The organism is Lysobacter sp. 1R34A (genome assembly GCF_051217035.1).
Taxonomy (GTDB): Bacteria; Pseudomonadota; Gammaproteobacteria; order Xanthomonadales; family Xanthomonadaceae; genus Lysobacter.
Window position 1 is genome coordinate 192,304 of the sequence record NZ_JBPKJP010000001.1, and the last position, 20,345, is coordinate 212,648.

15 protein-coding genes (1 of these 15 running past the window's edge) are annotated in these 20,345 nt (G+C 68.2%); 4 read left to right on the forward strand and 11 right to left on the reverse strand.

The features are described from left to right. Together ACSAMQ_RS00595 and ACSAMQ_RS00600 are read right to left on the reverse strand one after the other, a co-directional pair. Window positions 1-2,850 carry the 5' portion of a non-ribosomal peptide synthase/polyketide synthase gene (locus ACSAMQ_RS00595; protein WP_435393767.1) on the reverse strand. 24,990 nt of this gene lie to the left of the window's left edge, so the window shows 2,850 of its 27,840 coding nt (coding positions 1-2,850); its start codon is at window positions 2,848-2,850; its stop codon lies off the left edge, out of view. Between the two features lie 118 nt (window positions 2,851-2,968). Beyond that, window positions 2,969-4,723, reverse strand: coding sequence for an ABC transporter ATP-binding protein (locus tag ACSAMQ_RS00600; protein ID WP_435393768.1), 1,755 nt, complete (start codon window positions 4,721-4,723; stop codon window positions 2,969-2,971). A 537-nt stretch (window positions 4,724-5,260) separates the two neighbouring features. Between ACSAMQ_RS00600 and ACSAMQ_RS00605 the strand changes: the two genes are divergently transcribed. Continuing rightward, window positions 5,261-5,638, forward strand: a complete 378-nt coding sequence (locus tag ACSAMQ_RS00605) for a hypothetical protein (protein ID WP_435393769.1) — start codon at window positions 5,261-5,263, stop codon at window positions 5,636-5,638. Window positions 5,639-5,885: 247 nt separating this feature from the next. On the opposite strand, the gene ACSAMQ_RS00610 is transcribed toward ACSAMQ_RS00605, so the two are convergent. The 3 genes from ACSAMQ_RS00610 to ACSAMQ_RS00620 form a co-directional block, all read right to left on the reverse strand. Then, window positions 5,886-6,803, reverse strand: coding sequence for a PhzF family phenazine biosynthesis isomerase (locus tag ACSAMQ_RS00610; protein ID WP_435393770.1), 918 nt, complete (start codon window positions 6,801-6,803; stop codon window positions 5,886-5,888). Window positions 6,804-6,949: 146 nt separating this feature from the next. Continuing rightward, a complete protein-coding gene (locus ACSAMQ_RS00615; protein WP_435393771.1) occupies window positions 6,950-8,536 on the reverse strand; it encodes an alkaline phosphatase D family protein in 1,587 nt (528 codons plus the stop codon). Between the two features lie 131 nt (window positions 8,537-8,667). Then, on the reverse strand, window positions 8,668-9,081 hold the full coding sequence (locus ACSAMQ_RS00620; RefSeq protein WP_435393772.1) for a hypothetical protein: 414 nt from the start codon (window positions 9,079-9,081) through the stop codon (window positions 8,668-8,670). A 362-nt stretch (window positions 9,082-9,443) separates the two neighbouring features. On the opposite strand from ACSAMQ_RS00620, the gene ACSAMQ_RS00625 reads away from it, so the two are divergent. Then, the gene (locus ACSAMQ_RS00625) at window positions 9,444-9,863 is read left to right on the forward strand and encodes an OsmC family protein (protein ID WP_435393773.1); all 420 of its coding nucleotides are present in this window, start codon (window positions 9,444-9,446) and stop codon (window positions 9,861-9,863) included. 80 nt (window positions 9,864-9,943) lie between these two features. On the opposite strand, the gene ACSAMQ_RS00630 is transcribed toward ACSAMQ_RS00625, so the two are convergent. Next, window positions 9,944-10,774, reverse strand: coding sequence for an alpha/beta fold hydrolase (locus ACSAMQ_RS00630; RefSeq protein ID WP_435393774.1), 831 nt, complete (start codon window positions 10,772-10,774; stop codon window positions 9,944-9,946). Window positions 10,775-10,894: 120 nt separating this feature from the next. Then, entirely contained in the window at window positions 10,895-11,596 is a 702-nt protein-coding gene (locus ACSAMQ_RS00635) for a pirin family protein (RefSeq protein ID WP_435393775.1), read from the reverse strand. Window positions 11,597-11,715: 119 nt separating this feature from the next. Here ACSAMQ_RS00635 and ACSAMQ_RS00640 point away from each other — a divergent pair, with 119 nt between their 5' ends. After that, a complete protein-coding gene (locus ACSAMQ_RS00640) occupies window positions 11,716-12,630 on the forward strand; it encodes a LysR substrate-binding domain-containing protein (RefSeq protein ID WP_435393776.1) in 915 nt (304 codons plus the stop codon). 385 nt (window positions 12,631-13,015) lie between these two features. After that, window positions 13,016-15,544, forward strand: coding sequence for a prealbumin-like fold domain-containing protein (locus ACSAMQ_RS00645; protein WP_435393777.1), 2,529 nt, complete (start codon window positions 13,016-13,018; stop codon window positions 15,542-15,544). Between the two features lie 181 nt (window positions 15,545-15,725). On the opposite strand, the gene ACSAMQ_RS00650 is transcribed toward ACSAMQ_RS00645, so the two are convergent. From ACSAMQ_RS00650 to kduI, 4 genes are all read right to left on the reverse strand, one after another. Beyond that, the gene (locus tag ACSAMQ_RS00650) at window positions 15,726-16,667 is read right to left on the reverse strand and encodes a TSUP family transporter (protein ID WP_435393778.1); all 942 of its coding nucleotides are present in this window, start codon (window positions 16,665-16,667) and stop codon (window positions 15,726-15,728) included. 515 nt (window positions 16,668-17,182) lie between these two features. Then, entirely contained in the window at window positions 17,183-17,638 is a 456-nt protein-coding gene (locus ACSAMQ_RS00655) for a cupin domain-containing protein (RefSeq protein ID WP_435393779.1), read from the reverse strand. A gap of 25 nt (window positions 17,639-17,663) precedes the next feature. Next, window positions 17,664-18,437, reverse strand: a complete 774-nt coding sequence (gene kduD / locus ACSAMQ_RS00660) for a 2-dehydro-3-deoxy-D-gluconate 5-dehydrogenase KduD (protein ID WP_435393780.1) — start codon at window positions 18,435-18,437, stop codon at window positions 17,664-17,666. 10 nt (window positions 18,438-18,447) lie between these two features. Then, entirely contained in the window at window positions 18,448-19,293 is an 846-nt protein-coding gene (kduI, locus tag ACSAMQ_RS00665) for a 5-dehydro-4-deoxy-D-glucuronate isomerase (protein WP_435393781.1), read from the reverse strand. Between the last annotated feature and the right edge of the window lie 1,052 nt (window positions 19,294-20,345).

Consider the following 20,345-nt stretch of genomic DNA (forward strand, 5'->3'; position numbering starts at 1 on the left):
GTCGAGCTTGCCGTTGCCGGTCAGCGGCAAGGCCGGCATCGCGACGATGGCGCTCGGCAGCATGTATTCGGGCAGGCGCCCGGCGAGGCCGTCGCGCAGGGCGGCGGCGTCGACCGCGTCGGCGACCACATAGGCGACCAGTTGCGGCTGGCCGGGCCGGTCTTCGCGCAGGATCACTGCGTTTTGCGCGTAGCCGGCGCGGGCCAGGGCGGTTTCGATCTCGCCGAGTTCGATGCGGAAGCCGCGCAGCTTGACCTGCTGGTCGGCGCGGCCGAGATAATCGATCTGGCCGTCGCCGCGCCAGCGCACGCGGTCGCCGGAGCGATACATGCGTTGGCCGTGCTCGAACGGATTGGCGACGAAGCGCTCGGCGCTCAGCGCAGGGCGATGCAGATACCCGCGGGCCAAGCCGCTGCCGGCGATGTAGAGTTCGCCGGCCACGCCGACCGGCACCGGCCGCAACGCGGCGTCGAGCACGTAGACGCGCATATTGTCGAGCGGCGCGCCGATCGGCACACGCTCGGCCTCGGCCGCCAGCGCCGGGATCACGCTGGTCAGGGCGAAGGTGGTGGTTTCGGTCGGGCCGTAGCCGTTGACGATGCGCAACTGCGGATGCCGCGCCTGCAGGCGACGGATCGCATCGGCCGAGAGCATGTCGCCGCCGGCCCAGACTTGCCGCAGCGAGGCGAACAGCTGCGGCGCCGATTCGGCGAATTCGTGGAACAGGCCGGCGGTCAGCCACAGGCTGCGTACGCCGAAGCGCTCGATCAGGCGCTGGAAATCGTGGCCGTCGACCGCTTCGGCCGGCGCCACCACGATGCGGCCGCCGTTCAACAACGGCACCCACAGCTCGTAGGTCGAGGCATCGAAGGCGTGGGTCGAATGCAGCAGCACGACCTCGTGCCCCTCGCCGAAACGGCGGTCGCGGGCGAGCTCGACGATGTCGCGCTGGCGCACGCCGACGCCCTTCGGCACGCCGGTCGAGCCCGAGGTGAACATCGCATAGGCGAGCTGTTCGGGATGGATGTCGGTCTGGATCAGGCGGCGGTCGATGGGTTCGCAGTGCCCGGCGAAACCGGCTCCATCCACCCCCAGAAGGTCCAGACGCAGCACGTTCGGATGCGCCAGGGCGCGCGCATCGAGGCTGGCGTCGGCGATCAGCACCGTCGCGTCGGTCTCGGCCAGCACCCGGGCCAGGCGTTCGTCGGGGTGCTGCTCGTGCAGCGGCACGTAGTAGGCGCCGGTCTTGAGCACGCCCAGCACGGCGACGACTAGGTCCGCGGATCGGCGCAGCAACAGACCAATGCCGCGTTCGGCCGTCGCGCCGCGTTGCAGCAGCGCATGGGCGAGGGCGTCGGCGCGGCGGTCGAGTTCGGCGTAGCTGAGCGCGCCGTCCTCGCCGACGACGGCGATGGCGTCCGGGGTAGCGCGGGCCTGGCGCTCGAACGCGGCCGCGACCGATTCGGGCTCGATCTCGCGGGCGGTGTCGTTCCAGTCCAGCAGCAGGCGCTGGCGCTCGGTATCGTCGAGCAGCTCGATCGAGGCGAGCGGGCGGTGCGGGTCGGCCGCCGCGGCGCCGACGAAGGCCAGCAGGCGCCGCAAATGGGCGGCGATCTCGTCCTCGTCGTAGCTCTCGGCGTTGCCGTCGAAATGCAGCAGGCAGCCGTCGCGGCCGATCTGGCCTTCCAGGTTCACCGCGACGTCGTTGACCACGCCGTTGGCCAGCGAATGCAGGATGCCGGGCTGACCGTCGAAATCGAAGGCATAGTCGAAGGGAATGATGTTGATGCGCGGGCCGAAGCAGCGTTGCTGGCCGCCGTCGGCGAGCGCCTGCAGGATGTCCTTTCCGCGATAGCTCTGGTGGCGCAGGCTCTTGCCGATTTCGCGACCGCTCGCGCTGGCCAATTCCTGCAGCGTGGCGGTGGCGGCGAACGACAGGCGCAGCGGCAGCACGTTGGCGACGGTGCCGGGAATGCCGCGGGCCAGTCTGGAACGGCCGGCGACCGGGAAATCGAACAGCATCTCCTCGCGCCCGGCGATCCGCTGCAGATAGGCGGCGACCGCGGCGGTCACCAACTGCGGCCATTTCACCCCGATGCGCTGCTCGGCTTCGGACAAGCGATCGACCAGGGCCTGCGGGATCGCGCTGCTGCGGCGATGGAAGCGTGCCGAAGGCCTCGGCACGCGACCGTCGAGGCCCACCCGTTCGGGCGCGTCGCGCAGATAGTCTTGCCAATGCTGCGCGTCCTTGGCATGGCGCTCGGACTGCCGGTAACGCAGGTCTTCCTCGACCAACTCCATCACGCTGGCGATTTCGCCGCCGGCCGGTTCCAGGCCGTGGCGCAGGGCGTTGTAGCGCTCGCTGATGCGCGCGGTGGCCAGCGAATAACCGTAGCCGTCCATGACGATGTGGTGGTAGCGCTGGTACCACTGGTGATGGGCCGGGCCCAGCTTGAACAGGATCTGGGTGAACAGGGTTGGAGTGGACGGGGTTCGAGCGGACGGGGGCGCGGCGAGGTCGTAGACGCGGCTGGCATCGGCGAGCATGTGCGCGTGCGCGGCGGCGACCGGGTCGGCATGGCTCGACAAGTCGACGACCTGCAGCAGCGAACCGCGGCTCTCGCCGATCCATTGCAGCGGCCCGTCGACGCCGTGCTCGAAGCGCAGGCGCAGGGTATCGGCCTCGGCGGCGAAGGCGTCGACAGCGCGGCTCAAAGCCTCGACGTCGAGCGGCCCGCGTATGTCGACGTAACCGCGCGTGTCGTAGTACGCGTTGTCCGGATCGAACGCCTGCGCGAACCACATTTCCGACTGCGGTGCCGACAGGGGGCGCGGATTTACCTTGCTCATGAACTCACCGGTGTGCTGAAGATGGAGCGAGGGAATGTCGTTTCGTTCGCGGCGCCGCCGCGGCGGACCGGCCGGGCATGGCCGATGGCGCGAACGCCGAGCGGACGGGCAGGACGGGTCAGTCGGCTTCGAGCAGGGCCGGCTCCGGTGCGCGCTGGAACTGGCGCTCGACCAGGCGGGCGTAATACGGATGAGTGGCGATCAACTCGCCGTGGCTGCCGACGCCGGAGATGCGGCCGCCATCGAGGAAGCAGATCCGGTCGGCGTGCATCACCGTGGACAGGCGATGGGCGACGATGATGTTGGTGCGTCCGCGCATCAGCGATTCCAGGGCCAGCTTGACCTGGTGTTCGGTTTCGCTGTCGAGGTTGGAGGTGGCCTCGTCGAGGATCAGCAGGTCCGGATCGCGCAGGAACATGCGCGCGATGGCGATGCGCTGGCGCTGGCCGCCGGACAAGTTGTTGCCCTGTTCGATCAGCACGGTGTCGAAGCCCTGCGGCATGCGTTCGATGAAGTCGAGCGCGCCGGCGCGCTCGGCGGCCGAGCGCAGGGCCGCGTCGGAGAACTCGCCGGTCAGGCCGTAGGCGAGATTGTCGCGCACGCTGCCGGGCATGATCGGCGCGTTCTGGGCGACGTAGCCGATGCTGCCGCGCCAGTCGACCAGCGGAAAGCCGGAGATCGGCTGGCCGTCGTAGAGGATCTCGCCGCCGCTGGGTTCGTAGAAGCGTTCGATCAGCGACAGGATCGTCGTCTTGCCGCTGCCGCTGGTACCGACCAGGGCGGTGGTGGTGCCCGGCGCGAACTGCAGGTCGATGCCGTGCAGCACGGCGGTGTCGCGACCGGCGTAACCGAAGGAGACGTTGCGGAATTCCAGCAGGCCGCCGCCGCGGCGCTCGGCGCGGCCCGGCAGCGGTTCTTCCTCGGGCTCGGCGAGGATCGCGCTGATCCGTCCCGAGGCGCCCTTCGCCTTCTGCAGCTCGGCGGTGAAGTTGGTCAGCTGGACCAGCGGATTGGCGACGTTGAAGATGTACAGGATGAAGGCGGTCAGTGTGCCCATGGTGATCTCGCCGGCGGCCACGCGCGAGGCGCCGTAGACCAGGATGACGATGATCGCCAGGGTCATCGCCAGGCTCATCAGCGGTTCGAGCGCGGCGTTGACCCGCGCCACGCGCCAGCCGAGTTGCTTGAGGCCTTCGATCTCCTCCTCGCTGCGCTCGCGTTCGCGCGGCTCGGCGGTGAAGGCCTTGACCAGGCGGATCTCCTGGAACACGTGGGTGAGGATGCCGCTGAGCCGCGCGGTGCGGTCCTGGATGCGGCGCGACAGGCCGTCGAGCAGAAAGGCGATCGGGATCATCACCACGAACGCGGCGCCGATCGAGCCGAGCAGGGTCAGGGTCAGGCGCACGTCGAGCAGCAGCAGGACCGCAATCGAGCCGCCTAGCAGCAACACGCCGGTGAGCAGGTTGATCGCCTGGCGCGTGGTCAGCTCGGAGATCGATTCGCAGTCGCGGACCACCCGGCTGACCCGTTCGCCGCTGCTTTCGCGGTCGAACGAGGCGATCGGCAGCCTGAGCAGTTTGTCGACCAGGGACGCGCGCAGACGCGCCACCAACTGATAGCCGACGCGCGCCAGCAGATAGGCCGAGATCGCGCCGACCAGGTTGGCGGCGACCAGGATGCCGGCGAGGACCGCGATGCGGCCCGGGTCGATGCCGCCGGTGCTGAAGTCGTCGATCAATTGCTTGGTCTGGATCGGAAACCAGAGCGTGCCCGCGACCGAGGCCATCGCCGTCAGCGCCGCCAGCGACAGCAAGGCGATGGAGGGCTTGCCGGTACGGATCAGGCGCCACAGGTCGCTGTAGGAACTGCTCATGCGAACTCCACGAAAGGACTGCGGTGAGGTGTAGCGCTGGCTGTGCCGGCATGGCGCGCCCACGGCCGATCGCGCACCGGATCCGGCGCGATGACTCCCGCGGCACGCGCAAGCGCATGCCGGTCGGCAGGTGGGTCTTTGCTTCGGGTTTGCTTCGGCTGCGCGGTCGGCCACGGATTCGATGCGAATCGACAAGGCCTCCGCGCTAGGGCTTGCGGATCATCCCGGACAGGGGTCGGGCACGGCGCTCATCGACCGGACCGAGCGCATGGGCGTCTGCGATGGGAGGTTACGAATCGATGGGATCGCGGCCGGGATGGGTCCCGCGGCGATAGCGCTGGGGTTTTTCAATCGACTTGCTCCGTGTCACGAATAAGTTCGTCGCGCATTCCATGCGGCGGAGTGCGGACGGATCGGAATGGAACGGCTCGCTGTTATTGTTTTTTGGTGCGAGTCGTTGTTCGACGAAACCTTGGATTGCATCTTGCCCGGACAGTGTTACGTCCTGTTGTCAGGGCGGTCAACGACTCGGCGTGTTTGTCGATCGAAGTAGCGATGCCTATCGCATTATCGTTCGTGCGTGGTCACAGAATGCGGAACTGGATTACCGCGATGCCGCAGATCGCAGGCGCCGATCGGTATGCGGAAATTGCTTTTTTACCGGGGAAATTGGCCGATTACCGAATAGTGCTCGAAGTCGGCGCCGCGCACTGGAATTATCGGGGCGCTATTGGCGAGAGCCGACGGCCTTCACGCGCTTGGTCTCAGTTTCGTTCTGCAAGTGCGAAGCGCATCGTCTCGATGGCGGTCGAAGAGGCCGGTTCGATGCGGCGAAACGAATACGGATCGGGTCGCACGGTTGATCGACATGCTGCGCCGGCGAAATCGGCGAGGCGCCTATTCGCTCGCCGATGAAGGATGCGCGATTCGCTTTTTGCCCGACCCAAGCGATCCTCCAAGCCCCCTCGCTTCGACGGAGGAAGCCGCCCGGCATTCCGGGAACGCGGTTTCAAGTAACGAACCGTTTGCGCATGCGTTGGAGGGGGCCGCTCCGTATGTCGAAAGCGACATATCTCCCATCTCGCCGATGTCCGATCTGGAGCGGGGATGCCCAGCTTCCTAACGATCGATGCGCGCCGGAAGGATGCGGTCTGAGCCGTTCTCAGAACGTGCGCGGCAAGGTCGCCTGGAAGCAAGCCACCGCGTCGCCTTCGATACGCACGCCGCGCGGCTCCCCATGTTCGACGCGCACGCTGACGTCCATGTGCCCGGCGCGCCCGTTGCCGGCCTGTTGGCGTGCGCGGAAACGGGCGAGCCCGTCGCGGGCTTCGAGCAGGCCGTGCTTGACCAGATAGGCGCCGAGCGGGCCGTTGGCGTTGCCGGTGACCGGGTCTTCGGCGATGCCGATCGCCGGTGCGAACATGCGGCCATGGGTCAGGGCATCGCCATGATCGTCGCCCTCGCAGTCCAGGGTGAAGACGAAAAAGCCTTTCGCGCCTACCTTCGGGCCGAGCGCGATCAGCTGCGCGGCGTCCGGCTGCAGCGCTTGCAGTCGCCGGCGCTCGCGCAGGCCGATCAGCAGCTTGCCGTGCCCGGTCGAGACGAATTGCACCGGGCAGCGCGGGTCGAGCGCGCGCTCCTCGACGCCGAGCGCCGCAGCGACTTGGCCGGCGAGCGCCTGGGGCAGGCGCGGCTCGAAAGTCGGCCGATTCTGTTCTATGGCGATGCGGAAGCCGTCGTCGCTGCGCAGGGTTTCGATGACCTGGATGCCGGCGCCGGTGAGCTGGCGGCAGGGTCCGGTCGGCAGGCCGCGTTCGAGGGCGAGGACGAAATGGGCGGCGACGGTCGCATGGCCGCACACCGGTACTTCGGTGGTCGGGGTGAAGAAGCGCACCCGCAGATCGTGATCGGCGGCCTCGGCCGGCAGGATGAAGGCGGTTTCTGAATTGTTGAGCTCGCGCGCGATCAACTGCATATGTTCGTCGCTCAGCCCTTCGGCATTGGCGACCACGCCGGCCGGATTGCCCTGGTAACGCTGCCGGGTGAAGGCATCGATCTGATACACACGCAGGTCGGTCATGACGGGCACGGCTCCGGAGGCTGGCCCAGCATCCTAAGCGCGGCCCTGGTCCGCCGTCACGGCGGCCGGCGAATCGCTGCGTTCCAGTCCGCGGCGGTGGCCTGCCTGCGCGTTCGCGCGCGGGCGGCCAGGCGATGGGGCGGCGCTCAGCGCGCCTGCAGGCGCTGATTGAATACGCTGGCGCCGTCGAGCCCGCGCAGGTCCACGGTCAGGGCCGCGCCGTCCGCGTCGATGTTCACTTCGCCGAAGAACTGGTAGCCGGCGAAGGGCGAGGCGTTCGCCCTGGGCGCGGCGCGCTGGAACACCACCTGCGGGCCGAAGGTGCCGTCCAGTCCGTTCGGGCCGAAGGAGCCGGCGTTGAGCGGGCCCGCGACGAACTCCCAGAACGGTGCGAACTCCTGGAACGCGGCGCGGCCCGGGTCGTAGTAATGCGCCGCGCAGTAGTGGACGTCGGCGGTCAGCCAGACCACGTTGCGCACCTCGCGGATGGCGCGCAGCAGTTCGGCGAATTCGAGCTCGCGCCCGCGCGGCAGGCCGTGCTCGCCGTTGGCCACCGCTTCCCAGCGAGCGCGTCCCTGCGCGTCGATGCCGTCCGGCACCAGCAGGCCCAGCGGCATGTCGGCGGCGACGATCTTCCAGGTCGCGCGCGACTGGCGCAGACCATGAGCGAGCTCGCGCAGTTGGCGGCGCCCGAGGAACGCGGTGTCGGCGTCCGGCCCGGACTGCAGGTTGGCGGTGTTGGGGCCGCGGTAGCTGCGCATGTCGAGCATGAACACATCGAGCTGCGGGCCATAGCGGACCACGCGGTCGATCCGCGTGCCTGCGCTGCCGCAATCCATGCGCAGCGGCGAATACTCCAGGAAGGCCTGACGGGCGCGCCGCGCCAGCACCGCGACGTCCTTGACCGTGTAGCGCGCATCGGCGCTGAGATCCTTCGACGCCGACCAGTTGTTGACGACTTCATGATCGTCCCACTGCCACAGCTGCGGCACCTGCGCGGCGAAGCGGCGCAGGTTGTCGTCGTGCAGGTTGTAGCGGTAGCGGCCGCGGTATTCGTCGAGGGTCTCGGCGACCTTGTGCACGCCTTCGGCGACCAGGTTGCGCCAGATGCGGCCGTCCTCGGCCGCGACTTCGGCCTGGATCGGACCGTCGGCGTAGACGGTGTCGCCCGAGTTCAGGAAGAAATCCGGATCGCGCAGGCGCATCGCCTCGAAGATGCGCATGCCGCCGAATTCGCGGTTGATGCCCCAGCCCTGGCCGGCGACGTCGCCGCCCCAGACGAAACGGATCGGGCGCGCATCGGCGCGGCCTTGCGGCGCACCGCGCAACCGGCCTTCGGTCCAGGCGCTGCGGATGCCGCTGCGCGCGTCCTCGAAGGCGACCCGCACGTAGCGTTGCGCCGGGCCGTGGCTCAGCGGCAAGTCCAGGCGGGCGGTGTAGTCGCTGGCGGCGCTCGCGAGCGGACCGCGCAGCGAGCGGGCGCGGCGGAAACCCTCGTTGTCGGCCACTTCGACCCACATCCGCGAGGCGCGGTCGCTGCGCGCCCAGACCGTGGCCTGGCGCGTGCCGACGTCGCCGAACTGGATGCCGTAGTCGAGCCGCGGACGCGCCGATTCGGCGGTGAGGATGGCCGGTGCGGCGGCGGCGGGCAGGGCCCAGCTCGCGGCGGCGAGCCCGAGGGCGTTGCCTGAACGGACGAGGAAACGGCGGCGGTGCGGATCGTCGGCGTGCATGGCGCTGGCTCGGCACGGGGTGACCGAACCCTAACCCGTGCATATGGCAGGCATGTGGCGAAGCAATGGCTGCCGACGCCCCTGCGGCTGGGCGGCGGCGCGCAGGGCGGAGAGCGACCGCCGCGGCCGGTTCAGTCCGGCTGCGGCCAGCCGATGCCGCCGAAATTGAACGCCGACACGTCCTTCAGCGCGATACGGCAGAACACCCCGCGATCGGAGGGAAACGCCTGTTGCGCCCCGGGCGTGTGATAGATCGCATCCTTGAGGTGCAGATACAGCGGCGGTCCGGGCCGGGACGTATCGCCGTCGACCCTCTCGGTCAGGCCTTCGACCGCCTGCTGCATGCGCGCGGTGATCGGGTGATGCTCGGCGTAACGTTTGAAGCCGATCACCGTGCCCGAGATCAGCACGCCGGCCACGAGCAGGGTGACCTGCACCTCGGGTGCGCCGTCCTGGGTCGCGGTGTCGGCGACCACTTCGAGCACGATGTCGCGGGTTCCAAAGTCCGCCAGCAGGTCGTTGCCCGCGCCGCTGTCCTGGGTCATGCCGTTCTCCTCGTCGGTAGCTGCCGCGCCGGCCGGGCGCGTGGGTTCGCTGCCGCCATCGCGGCCGCCAAGCAGGGGTACGCAGTCCGTCCGCCAAAACGGCCAGGGCGCCGCCGGAGCACGGGACGGACCGCCCGGTCCGCCTGGCTCTGCCTCGTCGGTGCGCTCGATGCCGGCAGGTCTCGCTGGCGATCGGTTCGCCTCCAACCGCGCCTTCGACGATCCGCTTCGCTCGCGCAAGCGCCGTCTGCGTGCGGATCGCCAACCCTTCGCGCCTCGATGCAGCGTTCCGCCGCGAGCGCTTCTGCTTTCGCCGGGCGCATGCGATAACCGGCCGATCTTCAATCGTTTCGGAGCCGTGCATGGCCGCCATTCCCACCGTCGTCGCCAGCGGCGACGGCGCGCCGTACCAGATCCGCTTCAGCGACGACCTCGGCCATCACTGGCTCGCCGACGAACCGGCCGAGCAGGGCGGCGCCGACAGCGGCCCCACCCCGGAACGTCTGTTGCTGTCGAGCCTCGGCGCCTGCACCGCGATCACCCTGCGCATGTATGCGGCACGCAAGCAGTGGCCGCTGAGCGCGGTCGAAGTGGAACTGAGCTTCAATCCCGACGGCAGGCCTGCCGAGGGTACCGATATCCGCCGTCGCATCGCGCTGAGCGGCGAACTCAGCGAAGAGCAGCGCGAACGCCTGCTGCAGGTCGCCAATGCCTGCCCGATCCATAAAGTCCTGACCGGCGAGGTTCGGATCGCGACCGCGTTGGCCGCGCCGGTCGGCTGAGGAGGCAAGGCGTCAGGCTTGCGTCGCGCAGCCTGGCCGCACATGGAAGCGCCGCACCGGACTCGGTGCGGCGCCTGCGATCAGGACTTGAGGAACTCCAGCAAGTCCTGGTTGAGCTTTTGCTTGTGGGTGTCGGTCAGGCCGTGCGGGGCGCCCGGGTAGACCACCAGCTTGGCCTGCTTGACCAGCTTGGCCGAGGCGCGCGCCGCCGCGTCGATCGGTACGACCTGATCGTCGTCGCCGTGCAGGATCAGGGTGGGTACGTCGAACTTCTTCAGGTCTTCGGTGAAGTCGGTTTCCGAGAACGCCTTGATGCTGTCGTAGGTGTTCTTGTGGCCGCCCTGCATGCCCTGGACCCAGAACGAATCGATCATGCCCTGCGACTTCTTCGCGCCCGGCCGGTTGAAGCCGAAGAACGGACCGCCGGCGAGGTCCTGGTACAACTGCGAGCGGTCGGCGATGGAGCCTTCGCGCAGGCCGTCGAACACGTCCTTCGGCAGGCCGCCGGGGTTGGCCTCGGTCTTCAGCATCAGCGGCGGCACCGCCGAAATCAGGCCGGCCTTCTTGACCCGTCCGGTGCCGTGACGGCCGATGTAGCGCGCGACTTCGCCGCCGCCGGTGGAGAAACCGAACAGGCTCGCGCCTTGAATGTCGAGATGTTCGAGCAACTGCGCGAGGTCGTCGGCGTAGTGGTCCATGTCGTTGCCGTCCCAGGGCTGGCTGGAACGGCCGTGGCCGCGGCGGTCATGGGCGATGGTGCGATAGCCGTGTTCGGCGAGAAACAGCATCTGCGCTTCCCAGCTGTCCGAGCTCAGCGGCCAGCCGTGGCTGAAGACCACCGGTTCGCCGTCGCGCGGGCCCCAATCCTTGTAGTAGATCTGCACGCCATCTTTGGTGGTGAAAGTGCCCATGGGGTTTGCTCCTGTACGGTGGGGGGAAAGGGAGAGTGTGGGCGATGCCGGCGACCACGGCGTTGATCGCGGTCGCAGGCAGTCGTTTTGAACTGGCGGGGTCAACTGCGAAAGTCGGGATCAGGGCGCTGTGTCGACGAGCACGAGTTCGGCATCCTCGATCGCGACGACGCGGATCGCGCCCTCGTTGCGGATCGCCGCGCCGTCGCGAGCCTGCACCCGCACGCCGTTGACCTCGACGCTGCCCTTGGCCGGCACCAGGTAACCATAGCGGTCGTCGGCGAAGACGTACTCGGCCGATTCGCCGGCGGCGAGAGTCAGTCCGAGCACCCGCGCATCGGCGCGGATCGGCAAGGTGTCTTCGTCGCCTTCGATGCCGCTGGCGAGGGTCACGAAGCGGCCGGCGCGGTCGCCTTTCGGGAACGGCTTGCTGCCCCAGGTCGGCGCGCCGCCGCGCTGATCGGGAATGATCCAGATCTGGAAGATGCGGGTGGTGCCGGATTCGAGGTTGTACTCGGCGTGCTGGATGCCGGTGCCCGCGCTCATCACCTGGACGTCGCCGGCTTCGGTGCGGCCGCGGTTGCCGAGGTTGTCCTGGTGGGTGATCGCGCCGTCGCGGACGTAGGTGATGATCTCCATGTCGGCATGCGAATGCGGCGGGAAGCCGGTGTTGGCCTGGATCGTGTCGTCGTTCCAGACCCGCAGCGCGCCCCAGCCCATGCGTTCGGGATCGCGGTAACCGGAGAAGGAAAAGTGATGCTTGGCGTCGAGCCAGCCGTGGTCGGCGCCGCCGAGGCTGTCGTAGGGGCGAAGTTCGATCATGTCCGTGTCCTCTTGGTGGGGTGCCGTGCGGCTTGAGGAGAACGATAGGCCGACGCGATCGGGTTTAGAATGGAACCAATGGAAAACCATTCTTTCCAAAACAGGCATGGACACCCGCAATGCAGAAACTGCCCGACCTGGAAGCCTGGGCGATCTTCGCCAAGGTCGCCGAAACCGGATCCTTCGCCCGCACCGCGGCCGAGTTCGGCCTGTCGCAGGCGACCGTGTCGAAAGCGATCACCCGCCTGGAGACGCGGCTGAAGACAGTGTTGTTTCACCGCACCTCGCGCAAGATGTCGCTGACCGAGAGCGGCCGCGGCGCGCTCGAACGCGCCAGCCGCATTCTCGCCGAGGGCGAAGCGGTCGAGGCCGAGGTCACCGCCCAGGCCAAGAGCCCGCGCGGGCAGGTGCGGATCGCCGCGCCGATGTCGTTCGGCGTCGCCCATCTGTCGCCGTTGTTGCCCGAGTTCATGGCGCGCTTCCCCGATATCGCCGTGGAGATCGCGTTCGACGACGGCGTCACCGACCTGATCGGCGGGGGCTACGACCTAGCCCTGCGGATCTCGACCCTGGCCGATTCGAGCCTGCTGGCGCGGCGCCTGTGCGGCGTGCGCATCCTGCTGGTCGGCGCGCCGGCCTACCTGGAACGGCGCGGCCGGCCGAAGCATCCGCGCCAACTGGCCGATCACGACGCGCTGTTCTATACCTATTCGCGGTTCGGCAACGCATGGCGTTTCAGCCATAAGCGCCACGGCGATTTCTCGATCAGCGTGTCGACGCCGCTGCGGGTCAACAATGCCGAGGCCTTGAATCCGGCCTTGCTCGCCGGGCAGGGCCTGGCCCTGCAGCCCGAGTTCCTGGTCTGGCGCGAACTGCGCAGCGGCAAGCTCGAGGTGGTGATGCCGGAGTGGGCGCCGCCGCCGATCGCCCTGCATGTGGTCACGCCGCCGGGCCGCATCCGCCCGGCCCGCGTGCAGGTGCTGATCGATTACCTGGTGCGCAAGTTCGAGAAGGCGCCTTGGGCCGAGCCGTAGCGACGCCCCGGCCGCGGCGGGCCGGCGATGCGCAGGCCTCTGCGATGGTGTGCTGCCGTGACCGATCGCTCCCGGATTCGATTCGACAAGACTCGGCCTCGCCCCGACGCCCCCGCGCCGTGATTGAGAGGGGGCTGAATTTGTGATATTCATCACGAAACTCTTGGCCGAGGCACCGGGGCTAGCCCCGGCCCGGGAGGAAGGACGCCCATGAGGCGCATCCGTTGCCTTGTCCGCAACGCAGCGAACCGAGTACGCCAACCGTCCTGCTCGGCATCGATCGAACGACGGTTGCGAAGGGGGTCACGTGTTTAGCCATCGCCGCCCATGTTCGTTCGGCCATGCCCGCGACGCACGCACGTTCGCCTGCGCTTCGGCACTGGCCATGCTGTCCTTGCTGGCGCTTCCGGCGACTGCCCAGATCCAGCGCAGTTTCATCAATCTCGGTTTTGAAGAGCCAGTCCTGTCGCCTGCAGGCTGTTTCACCCAGACCGTGGATTCGCGGGTCACCGGCTGGACCACCACCCACTTCAGCGCCATTTCCAACGGCACCTGCAGCAGCCCGCCGGGCGGCGAAGTCGGGCCCTTGATCGAGCTGTGGAGCAACGGTTTTTTCGGCGTGCCGTCGCGTGCCGGCAGCAATTTCGCCGAGCTCAATGCCCAGGCGGCCTCGCGCCTGTTCCAGCGCGTCTGCCTGGTCACCGGTGAGCAGGTCCGCTGGCAGCTCAGTCATCGCGCCAGAGAGAGCGCGGGCACCGGCATCGACGTGATGGCCTTCAACATCGATACGGCGGCGAACCAGATCGGTCGCTTCGCCACCAATACCACCGGCGCGGGCACCGTGCAGGCCTGCGGCGGCGGCTTGATCGGCGGCGCGAGCTGCGCCGCGCCGACCATCACCAATACCTGGGCCGATTACACCGGTACTTTCACCTGGGCCGGCACCTCCGGCATCCACGATTTCGGCTTTGAAGCGATCAGTACGGCCACCGGCAACAACAGTGCCGGCAATTTTCTCGACGAGATCCAGATCTTCCTGACCCCGTACCTGGAGTTCCGGGCATCCTCGAGCTCCGGGCCGGAATCGACCGGCGCCGGCGCCGGCCCGCTGATCGCGGTGTCCGGCAACCTGGCGACTGCGATCACCGTGACGATCCAGGTCACCGCGGCCAGTACCGCGACGCTCGGCAGCGACTACACCACGCCGACCGGCACCAACACTTTCACCATGACGATCCCGGCCGGCAACTACGACGGCGGCACCGGCAGCCAGTTCCCGACCGGCATCGTCGTGGTCAACGACACCATCGTCGAGAACAACGAAACGCTCGTGATGAGCGTGGTGCCTAATCCGTCCGTCTACACCATCGCCAGCACCAGCACCTGCGGCGGCGTGGCCGTGCCGTTGTCCGCCTACACCATCCTCGACAACGACGTCGATACGCGCACGACCAAGACCGTCGGCAATGCCAATCCTGCGCCGGGCGGTACGACCGTGTTCACGGTGACCTACCAGAACAACACCGCACGTCCGACCGTCGGCACGGGCGCCGATCTGAGCGTCCACGACGCGCAGGTTTCGATCGCCGACGCGTTGCCGGCGGGTTTCACCGCGTTCTCGTGGACCTGCGCGGCCAGCGGCACGCCCGCGCCGGTGTGCCCGGCGGCCAGCGGCACCGGTGCGATCGGCGCGACGGCGACCCTGCCGGCCGGTAACGGCGCGGCCGGCGGAACCTTGACCTATTCGATCACCGGCACCCTCGACCCGGCCCGGTGCGCGGCCGCCACCAACACCAGCACGGTCGCGGTGGTCGCGCCGATCCAGGAAGCCACCAGCGCGCAGGCCTTGTTCGTCACGCCCGCGCCGGGCGGTACGGCCAACAACACCGCTAGCGCGAGCGTCGATCCGGGCTGCGTGACCTTGAGCAAGACCACCAGCCCGGTCGCAGCCGCGACCTTCGGCTTCGCCCTGACCAATACCGTGCTGACCGCCGCGACGGTGAGCACCCCGGCATCGGGCACGGCGCAGGTCGACGGCAATGCCGCAGCGGGCCTGCAACCGTTCGGGATCGTCGCGCCGGGCACCGCGATCACGATCCAGGAAACCGCATTGCCGGCGATCTACCAACTCTCCAGCGCGACCTGCAGCAACGGCACCGCCAACGTCGGCAGCCTGAGCGGCACCACCGTGACCATCGCCGCCGCCGATGTCGTGGCCGGCACCGATTTCACCTGCAGTTTCACCAATACGCGCAAGACCGCTTCGGTGGCGTTGGCCAAGACCTGGGTCGGCGCGGTCGTCAACGACAGCGCCAACCTCGGCGCCACCGGCGGCGTGGCGAATCCGGCCTTGGCCTCGGTCGCCGGCAGCGCCAACGAGACCGATACCGGCACTGCGGTCGTCGTCGACACCGGCGCTGTGTTGACCCTGTCGGAGACGCTCGGCGCCGGCAACGTCGGGCTGTACAACCCAGGCGCCTGGGCCTGTTCCGGTACCGGCGGCCTGTCGGGCAACACCCTGACCGTCGGCGACAACGACACCGCGATCGTGTGCACCATCGTCAATACGCGGCAACAGGCCGATTTGCGCATCACCAAGACCAATACGCCGGGCGTCAACAACGATATCGACCCGCCCGACGACACCGTGACGCGCGCATCGACCACGACCTATACCGTGGTGGTGACCAACGAAGGCCCGGATACCGTGGTGGGCGCGCGGGTCAGCGATACCGCCGGTCCGGGGATCGTCTGTCCGGCGGGAAATGCCGTGACGTGCAGTGGGCCGGCGGGCGCTTGCCCGGCGGGCCCGCTGACCTTCGCTGCGCTGTCGGCCGGCGTGACTCTCGGCAGCTTGTCCGCGACGCCGGGCAGCAATCGGGTCACGTTCGTTTTCCAGTGCAGCGTGCCCTGAGCGGCGCATAGGGCAGGGCGGCGGTAAGCCGCGCGCAAGGTGTCGCGGGCGGCAGTCGACGACGCCCAGGGGCGTAGCGGTCGCCGATCAGCGACGTCCGCAAGCGTCGCGCGCCAACCACGCCCGATAGTGCGCCTGCGTGTCGGAGCCGGTGCGCGTGGCGCCAGATCAAGATTCGGGCTCAGGCGCGGTCGGCTTCCAGTGCGGCGGCGCGGTCGCTGCGCGCGCGCAGCGCCGAAATCAGCATCTGCACCGCGGCGTACAGGGTGACCGCCAATACCAGCCAGCGCAGCCATTCCAGCGGCAGCGACTTGACCAGGAAGGCCGCGATCAAGACTCCGGGAACGCCGCCCAAGGTCAGGCCGAGAGCCGCGCGCAGGTCGTAGCGGCCGCTGCGCACGAAGGCCGCGCCGCCGACCGGCATCAGGAAGGCGCAGGCGCCCATCATGATCGGGAAGGCCGCGAGCGGGTTCATGCCGAGCAGGCTGACCAGGATCAGGCAAGGCGCGTACAGGCCGATGCCGAGCATCATCAGGGCGCCGAGGACGAAGCTGGCGCCGATCGCGAAGGCCAGGGTCGCGCCGGACAGGCCCAGGGCCTCGCCGCCGCCGGGCAGCCATTGCAGGTTGGTGGCGAGAAACAACGCGGCCGAGACCAGCAGGGCGATGCCCATGCCGACCTGGATCGCGCGCTTCGGCAGCCGCGCCACCACCCGCACGCCGGCCCAGGCGCCGGCGACTGCGGCGGCGATCATGCCCGCCAGGGTGACGAAGTCGACGCCGACCACGGCGATGAAGATCAGCGCCTGGGCGATGGTCGGCAAGGCGTGGCCTACGTTCAAGGTGCCGGGAATGCGATCGTCGGCGACCCGGCCGCGCAACTTGAAGATCGCGGTGGTGGTCGCGAACGACCCGATGCCGAGCGTGTCGAAGAAATTCGCGACCAGACCGGTCAGCCAATCGCCGAGGCGCGGCGGCGGGCCGCCGGCGTCGGGGCCGGCATGCTGGCCATCGTTCCGCTTGCGACGGGCGCGTTCCAGGCTGTACCAGCGCCAGGCATAAGCCAGCGCGAGCAGGGCCAGGGCCGACCAGAGCAGGGCGACCTCCAGACTCGGACGATTCATGCCGGCGCCCCGGCCAGCGGGACCAAGCGGCTTTCGACTTCGACGGACATGGCGCCTCCGGACACGACCCGGGCCATGGTCGGACCGGCGCGCCGGCGCGGCTTGCATCGCTTGCGCGCCCCGGGTGCGGATAACGGCACAGTGCCGCGCGGCCGGAAGCGGGCGACCGGCTCGGGCAGTACCGGAGCGTGACCGGCGTCGCCGAACCGCCGGGCCGTCGCGGGGACGCGGAGGGAAATGGGGCACTCGCTCGTCTGATTAGGGATACCGACCCGCGCCCTGTGGCGCGGCGCCGCGCGGACGATCCGGTCATCAGCGCATCCGGCCTTCAGCGTCGGTACGCGAGCCGCCGCGGGCAGGCCTTGCGTCGGCTTCGGGACGAAGCCCTCACTCGCCAAGGATGGCGAGGGCGCACCTTCGGGTGCGCATATCCTCGAATCGAGCGAGGGTCCAAGCGCAGTCCGCCCTGTCGCCCGCGGCCGTTCACCGCAGACGCAGCGGACGACGCGGACGGATCAGGGCGCGGGCTTGCGGTAGACCACGATGAGGGTCAGGTCTTCGTCGCCGAGTTGGCGCAGGCCGTGGCGGCTGCCGCGGCGGGTGAGGACCGCGTCGCCCGCGCCGACCTCGCGGCGGCGGCCGTCGAGCATCAGCTCGCCGCGTCCCGATAGCACGTAGTAGATCTCGTCCTTGTCGTTGGTGTGGTCGCCGATGCTCGCGCCCGGATGCAGGCTGCGCTGGCGGAACACGATATCGAAGCCGTCGGCCTGGGCGAAGAACGGATAGGCGGTGGTGCGGCCTTCGCCTTCGTGCGGGCCCGGCTGCGCCTGGGCGATGTCGCGCGCCTGCTCGACGTAGGAGTCGCTGCGCAGTTTCGCCGGCGGCTGCGCGGCCTGCGCCGGCGACAGCGCCATCGCGATGGTCGCGAGGGCGAGGGCGGCGCTCGGGTATCGGCGGATCGACAGGGTCATGGCGGGTTCTCCAGTGTGTCGGCGCTCAGCGCGCCAGCCAGCCTCCGTCGACGGGCAGGACCGCCCCGTTGACGTAGTCCGATGCACGGCTGGCGAGGAACACCGCAGCGCCGCCGATGTCGGACGGCTGGCCCCAGCGCCCGGCCGGTATCCGCGCCAGGATGTCGCGGTTGCGCGCCTCGTCCGAGCGCAGCTGCGCGGTGTTGTCGGTGGTCATGTAGCCGGGCGCGATCGCATTGACGTTGAGCCCCTTGCCGGCCCATTCGTTGGCGAGCAGGCGGGTGATGCCGGCCAGGCCGGACTTGCTGGCGGTGTAGGACGGCACCCGGATGCCGCCCTGGAACGACAGCATCGAGGCGACGTTGATGATCTTGCCGCGGCCGCGGGCGACCATGCCGCGCCCGGCCGCCTGGGCGAGGAAGAACGCGCTCTTGAGATTGACGTTCATCACCGCGTCCCAGTCGGCCTCGCTGAAATCGAGCGCGTCGGCGCGGCGGATCAGGCCGGCGTTGTTGACCAGGATGTCGACCGGCCCGAGGGTTGCGGCGGTTTCGGCGACGATGCGGTCGATCGGTTCCAGGCTCGACAGATCGGCCTGCAAGGGCAGCAGCCGGCGGCCGAGGCCGCGCACCAGCGCGGCGGTCTCGTCCATCGTGCCGCTGGCGACCGCGGCGATGTCGGCGCCGGCCTGGGCCAGCGCCAAGGCGATCGCCTGGCCGAGCCCGCGATTGGCGCCGGTCACCAGGGCGACCGTGCCGTCGAGGCCGAACGGATTGCGCGGATGCGGATCGGTGTTCATGCGCGCGCCCTCACTTGAGTTGGCAGATGTCGAGCTGGTGCATGTCGGTGTAATCGAGGTTCTCGCCGCCCATCGCCCAGATGAAGCAATAGTTCTGCGTGCCCGAGCCCATGTGGATCGACCATGGCGGCGAGACCACCGCCTCGTCGTTGCGGATCACGATGTGGCGCATCTCGGCCGGCTCGCCCATGAAATGCATGACCCGCTGGTCGCTGAGTTCGAAGTAGAAATAGACCTCGGAACGGCGGTCGTGCAGATGCGGCGGCATGGTGTTCCAGACGCTGCCCGGCTTGAGCACGGTCAGGCCCAGCAGCAGCTGGCAGGAGCGGCAGGTGGCCGGCACGATGTATTGATAGATCACCCGCTCGTTCGACGTCTCCAGCGCGCCGCGCTGCAGCGGCACGGCCTGGTCGATCGAGATGTGCACGGTCTCGTGGCGCGCATGCGCCGGCGTCGAGGCCAGGTAGAACTTGGCCGGCTCGGCGGCATCGTCAGAAGCGAACACGACGTTCTGCGTGCCCATCGGCACGTACAGGCCGTCCTTCGGCTGCAGTGCATAGGTCTGGCCGTCGACGAGCACCGTGCCGGCGCCGCGGCCCACGTTGACGATGCCGAGCTCTCGGCGTTCCAGAAAGGATTTGCCCGCCGCCGATGCCGGCTCGGTGTGCTGCGGCAGCGCGACCGGCGCACCGGTCGGCGCCGCGCCGCCGATGACGAAGCGTTCGTTGTGCGAATAGTTCAGACGCACCTGGCCGTCGGCGAACAGATCGCCGATGAGGTAGCGATCGCGCAATTGCTCGTTGCTGGCGCCGGCCATCATGTCGGGATGGGTGGCGTGGTAGGTCTTTTGGAACATCGAAAGCTCCGTCGGGTCGGGTGTCCGGGCCGGAGTGGGGACCGGGTAGGGGACGATTCTAGACCGGAAGGTTAACCGGTGTCATTCGTTCCTTCGGAGGGCGCTCTGGGACGAGGCTTGGATCGGGTCGGGTCCGGGTTGACGGAGCTTTCGCGCTTAAATATTTATCTAAATCAATAAGTTATGGATTCCGAAAATGTGCCGGATTTGGCTGGGCAGAGCGGAGACCCTTGCAGGAGCGACGTGAGTCGCGACCGCGGAGCGCGCGGAGATCTGAAGGCCCTCGTCATCCATCGAAGCGGCGCACTTTCGCCGGGGTAGGAGCGGCGCAAGCCGCGACCGCGCTGGTCCGGTCTTGCGGCGTATGGATCAAGAAAGATCTGGATCAGATCAAGATCAGGATCAGATCAAGATCAAGATCAAACCCAAAGCTTCCGCCACTAAAGCGGCGGGTTACTTTCTTTTGTCTAAAGCAACAAAAGAAAGGTAACCAAAGAAAAGTGCTTTGTTTTGAATCAAGGGCCCGTATGAGCGATGCCAACGCGGGAATTTTTCATACGGGACATCCCTGTCCCGATGAAAAACGGCCCGCATCCCTGCGGGCCGCCCTCCGGGTCTTCTTTAGCCTTCGCGAGTGCGAAGCGGTGCACAGCCAAAGCCAAAGCCAAAGCCAACAACAGGGAATCGGAGCACGTCGACCCATCCCTGTAGGAGCGACGTAAGTCGCGACCGCGGAACGCGCGGAGACGCAGGGCTGGCGTTATTTACAGAAACGGCGTGCTTTCGCCGGGTAGGAGCGGCGCAAGCCGCGACCGCGCTGCTCCGGTCTCGCGGCGTTACGGTCTGCAACTACAGATCAAGATCAAACCCAAAGCTTCCGCCACTAAAGCGGCGGGTTACTTTCTTTTGTCTAAAGCAACAAAAGAAAGGTAACCAAAGAAAAGTGCTTTTCTTTGAATCAAGGGCCCGCGCGTTCGATGCATACGCGGTGATTTTTCATACGGGACCTCCTTGTCCCGATGAAAAACGGTCCGCATCCCTGCGCGCCGCCC

Excerpts from the sequence above, each read along its gene's own strand:
- ACSAMQ_RS00655 (WP_435393779.1), bottom strand. The coding sequence starts at position 17,638 with ATGACCCTGTCGATCCGCCGATACCCGAGCGCCGCCCTCGCCCTCGCG.
- ACSAMQ_RS00610 (WP_435393770.1), bottom strand. The coding sequence starts at position 6,803 with ATGACCGACCTGCGTGTGTATCAGATCGATGCCTTCACCCGGCAGCGT.
- ACSAMQ_RS00600 (WP_435393768.1), bottom strand. The coding sequence starts at position 4,723 with ATGAGCAGTTCCTACAGCGACCTGTGGCGCCTGATCCGTACCGGCAAG.
- kduD (WP_435393780.1), bottom strand. The coding sequence starts at position 18,437 with ATGAACACCGATCCGCATCCGCGCAATCCGTTCGGCCTCGACGGCACG.
- ACSAMQ_RS00615 (WP_435393771.1), bottom strand. The coding sequence starts at position 8,536 with ATGCACGCCGACGATCCGCACCGCCGCCGTTTCCTCGTCCGTTCAGGC.
- ACSAMQ_RS00645 (WP_435393777.1), top strand. The coding sequence starts at position 13,016 with ATGCTGTCCTTGCTGGCGCTTCCGGCGACTGCCCAGATCCAGCGCAGT.
- ACSAMQ_RS00630 (WP_435393774.1), bottom strand. The coding sequence starts at position 10,774 with ATGGGCACTTTCACCACCAAAGATGGCGTGCAGATCTACTACAAGGAT.
- ACSAMQ_RS00640 (WP_435393776.1), top strand. The coding sequence starts at position 11,716 with ATGCAGAAACTGCCCGACCTGGAAGCCTGGGCGATCTTCGCCAAGGTC.
- kduI (WP_435393781.1), bottom strand. The coding sequence starts at position 19,293 with ATGTTCCAAAAGACCTACCACGCCACCCATCCCGACATGATGGCCGGC.
- ACSAMQ_RS00625 (WP_435393773.1), top strand. The coding sequence starts at position 9,444 with ATGGCCGCCATTCCCACCGTCGTCGCCAGCGGCGACGGCGCGCCGTAC.
- ACSAMQ_RS00650 (WP_435393778.1), bottom strand. The coding sequence starts at position 16,667 with ATGAATCGTCCGAGTCTGGAGGTCGCCCTGCTCTGGTCGGCCCTGGCC.
- ACSAMQ_RS00620 (WP_435393772.1), bottom strand. The coding sequence starts at position 9,081 with ATGACCCAGGACAGCGGCGCGGGCAACGACCTGCTGGCGGACTTTGGA.
- ACSAMQ_RS00635 (WP_435393775.1), bottom strand. The coding sequence starts at position 11,596 with ATGATCGAACTTCGCCCCTACGACAGCCTCGGCGGCGCCGACCACGGC.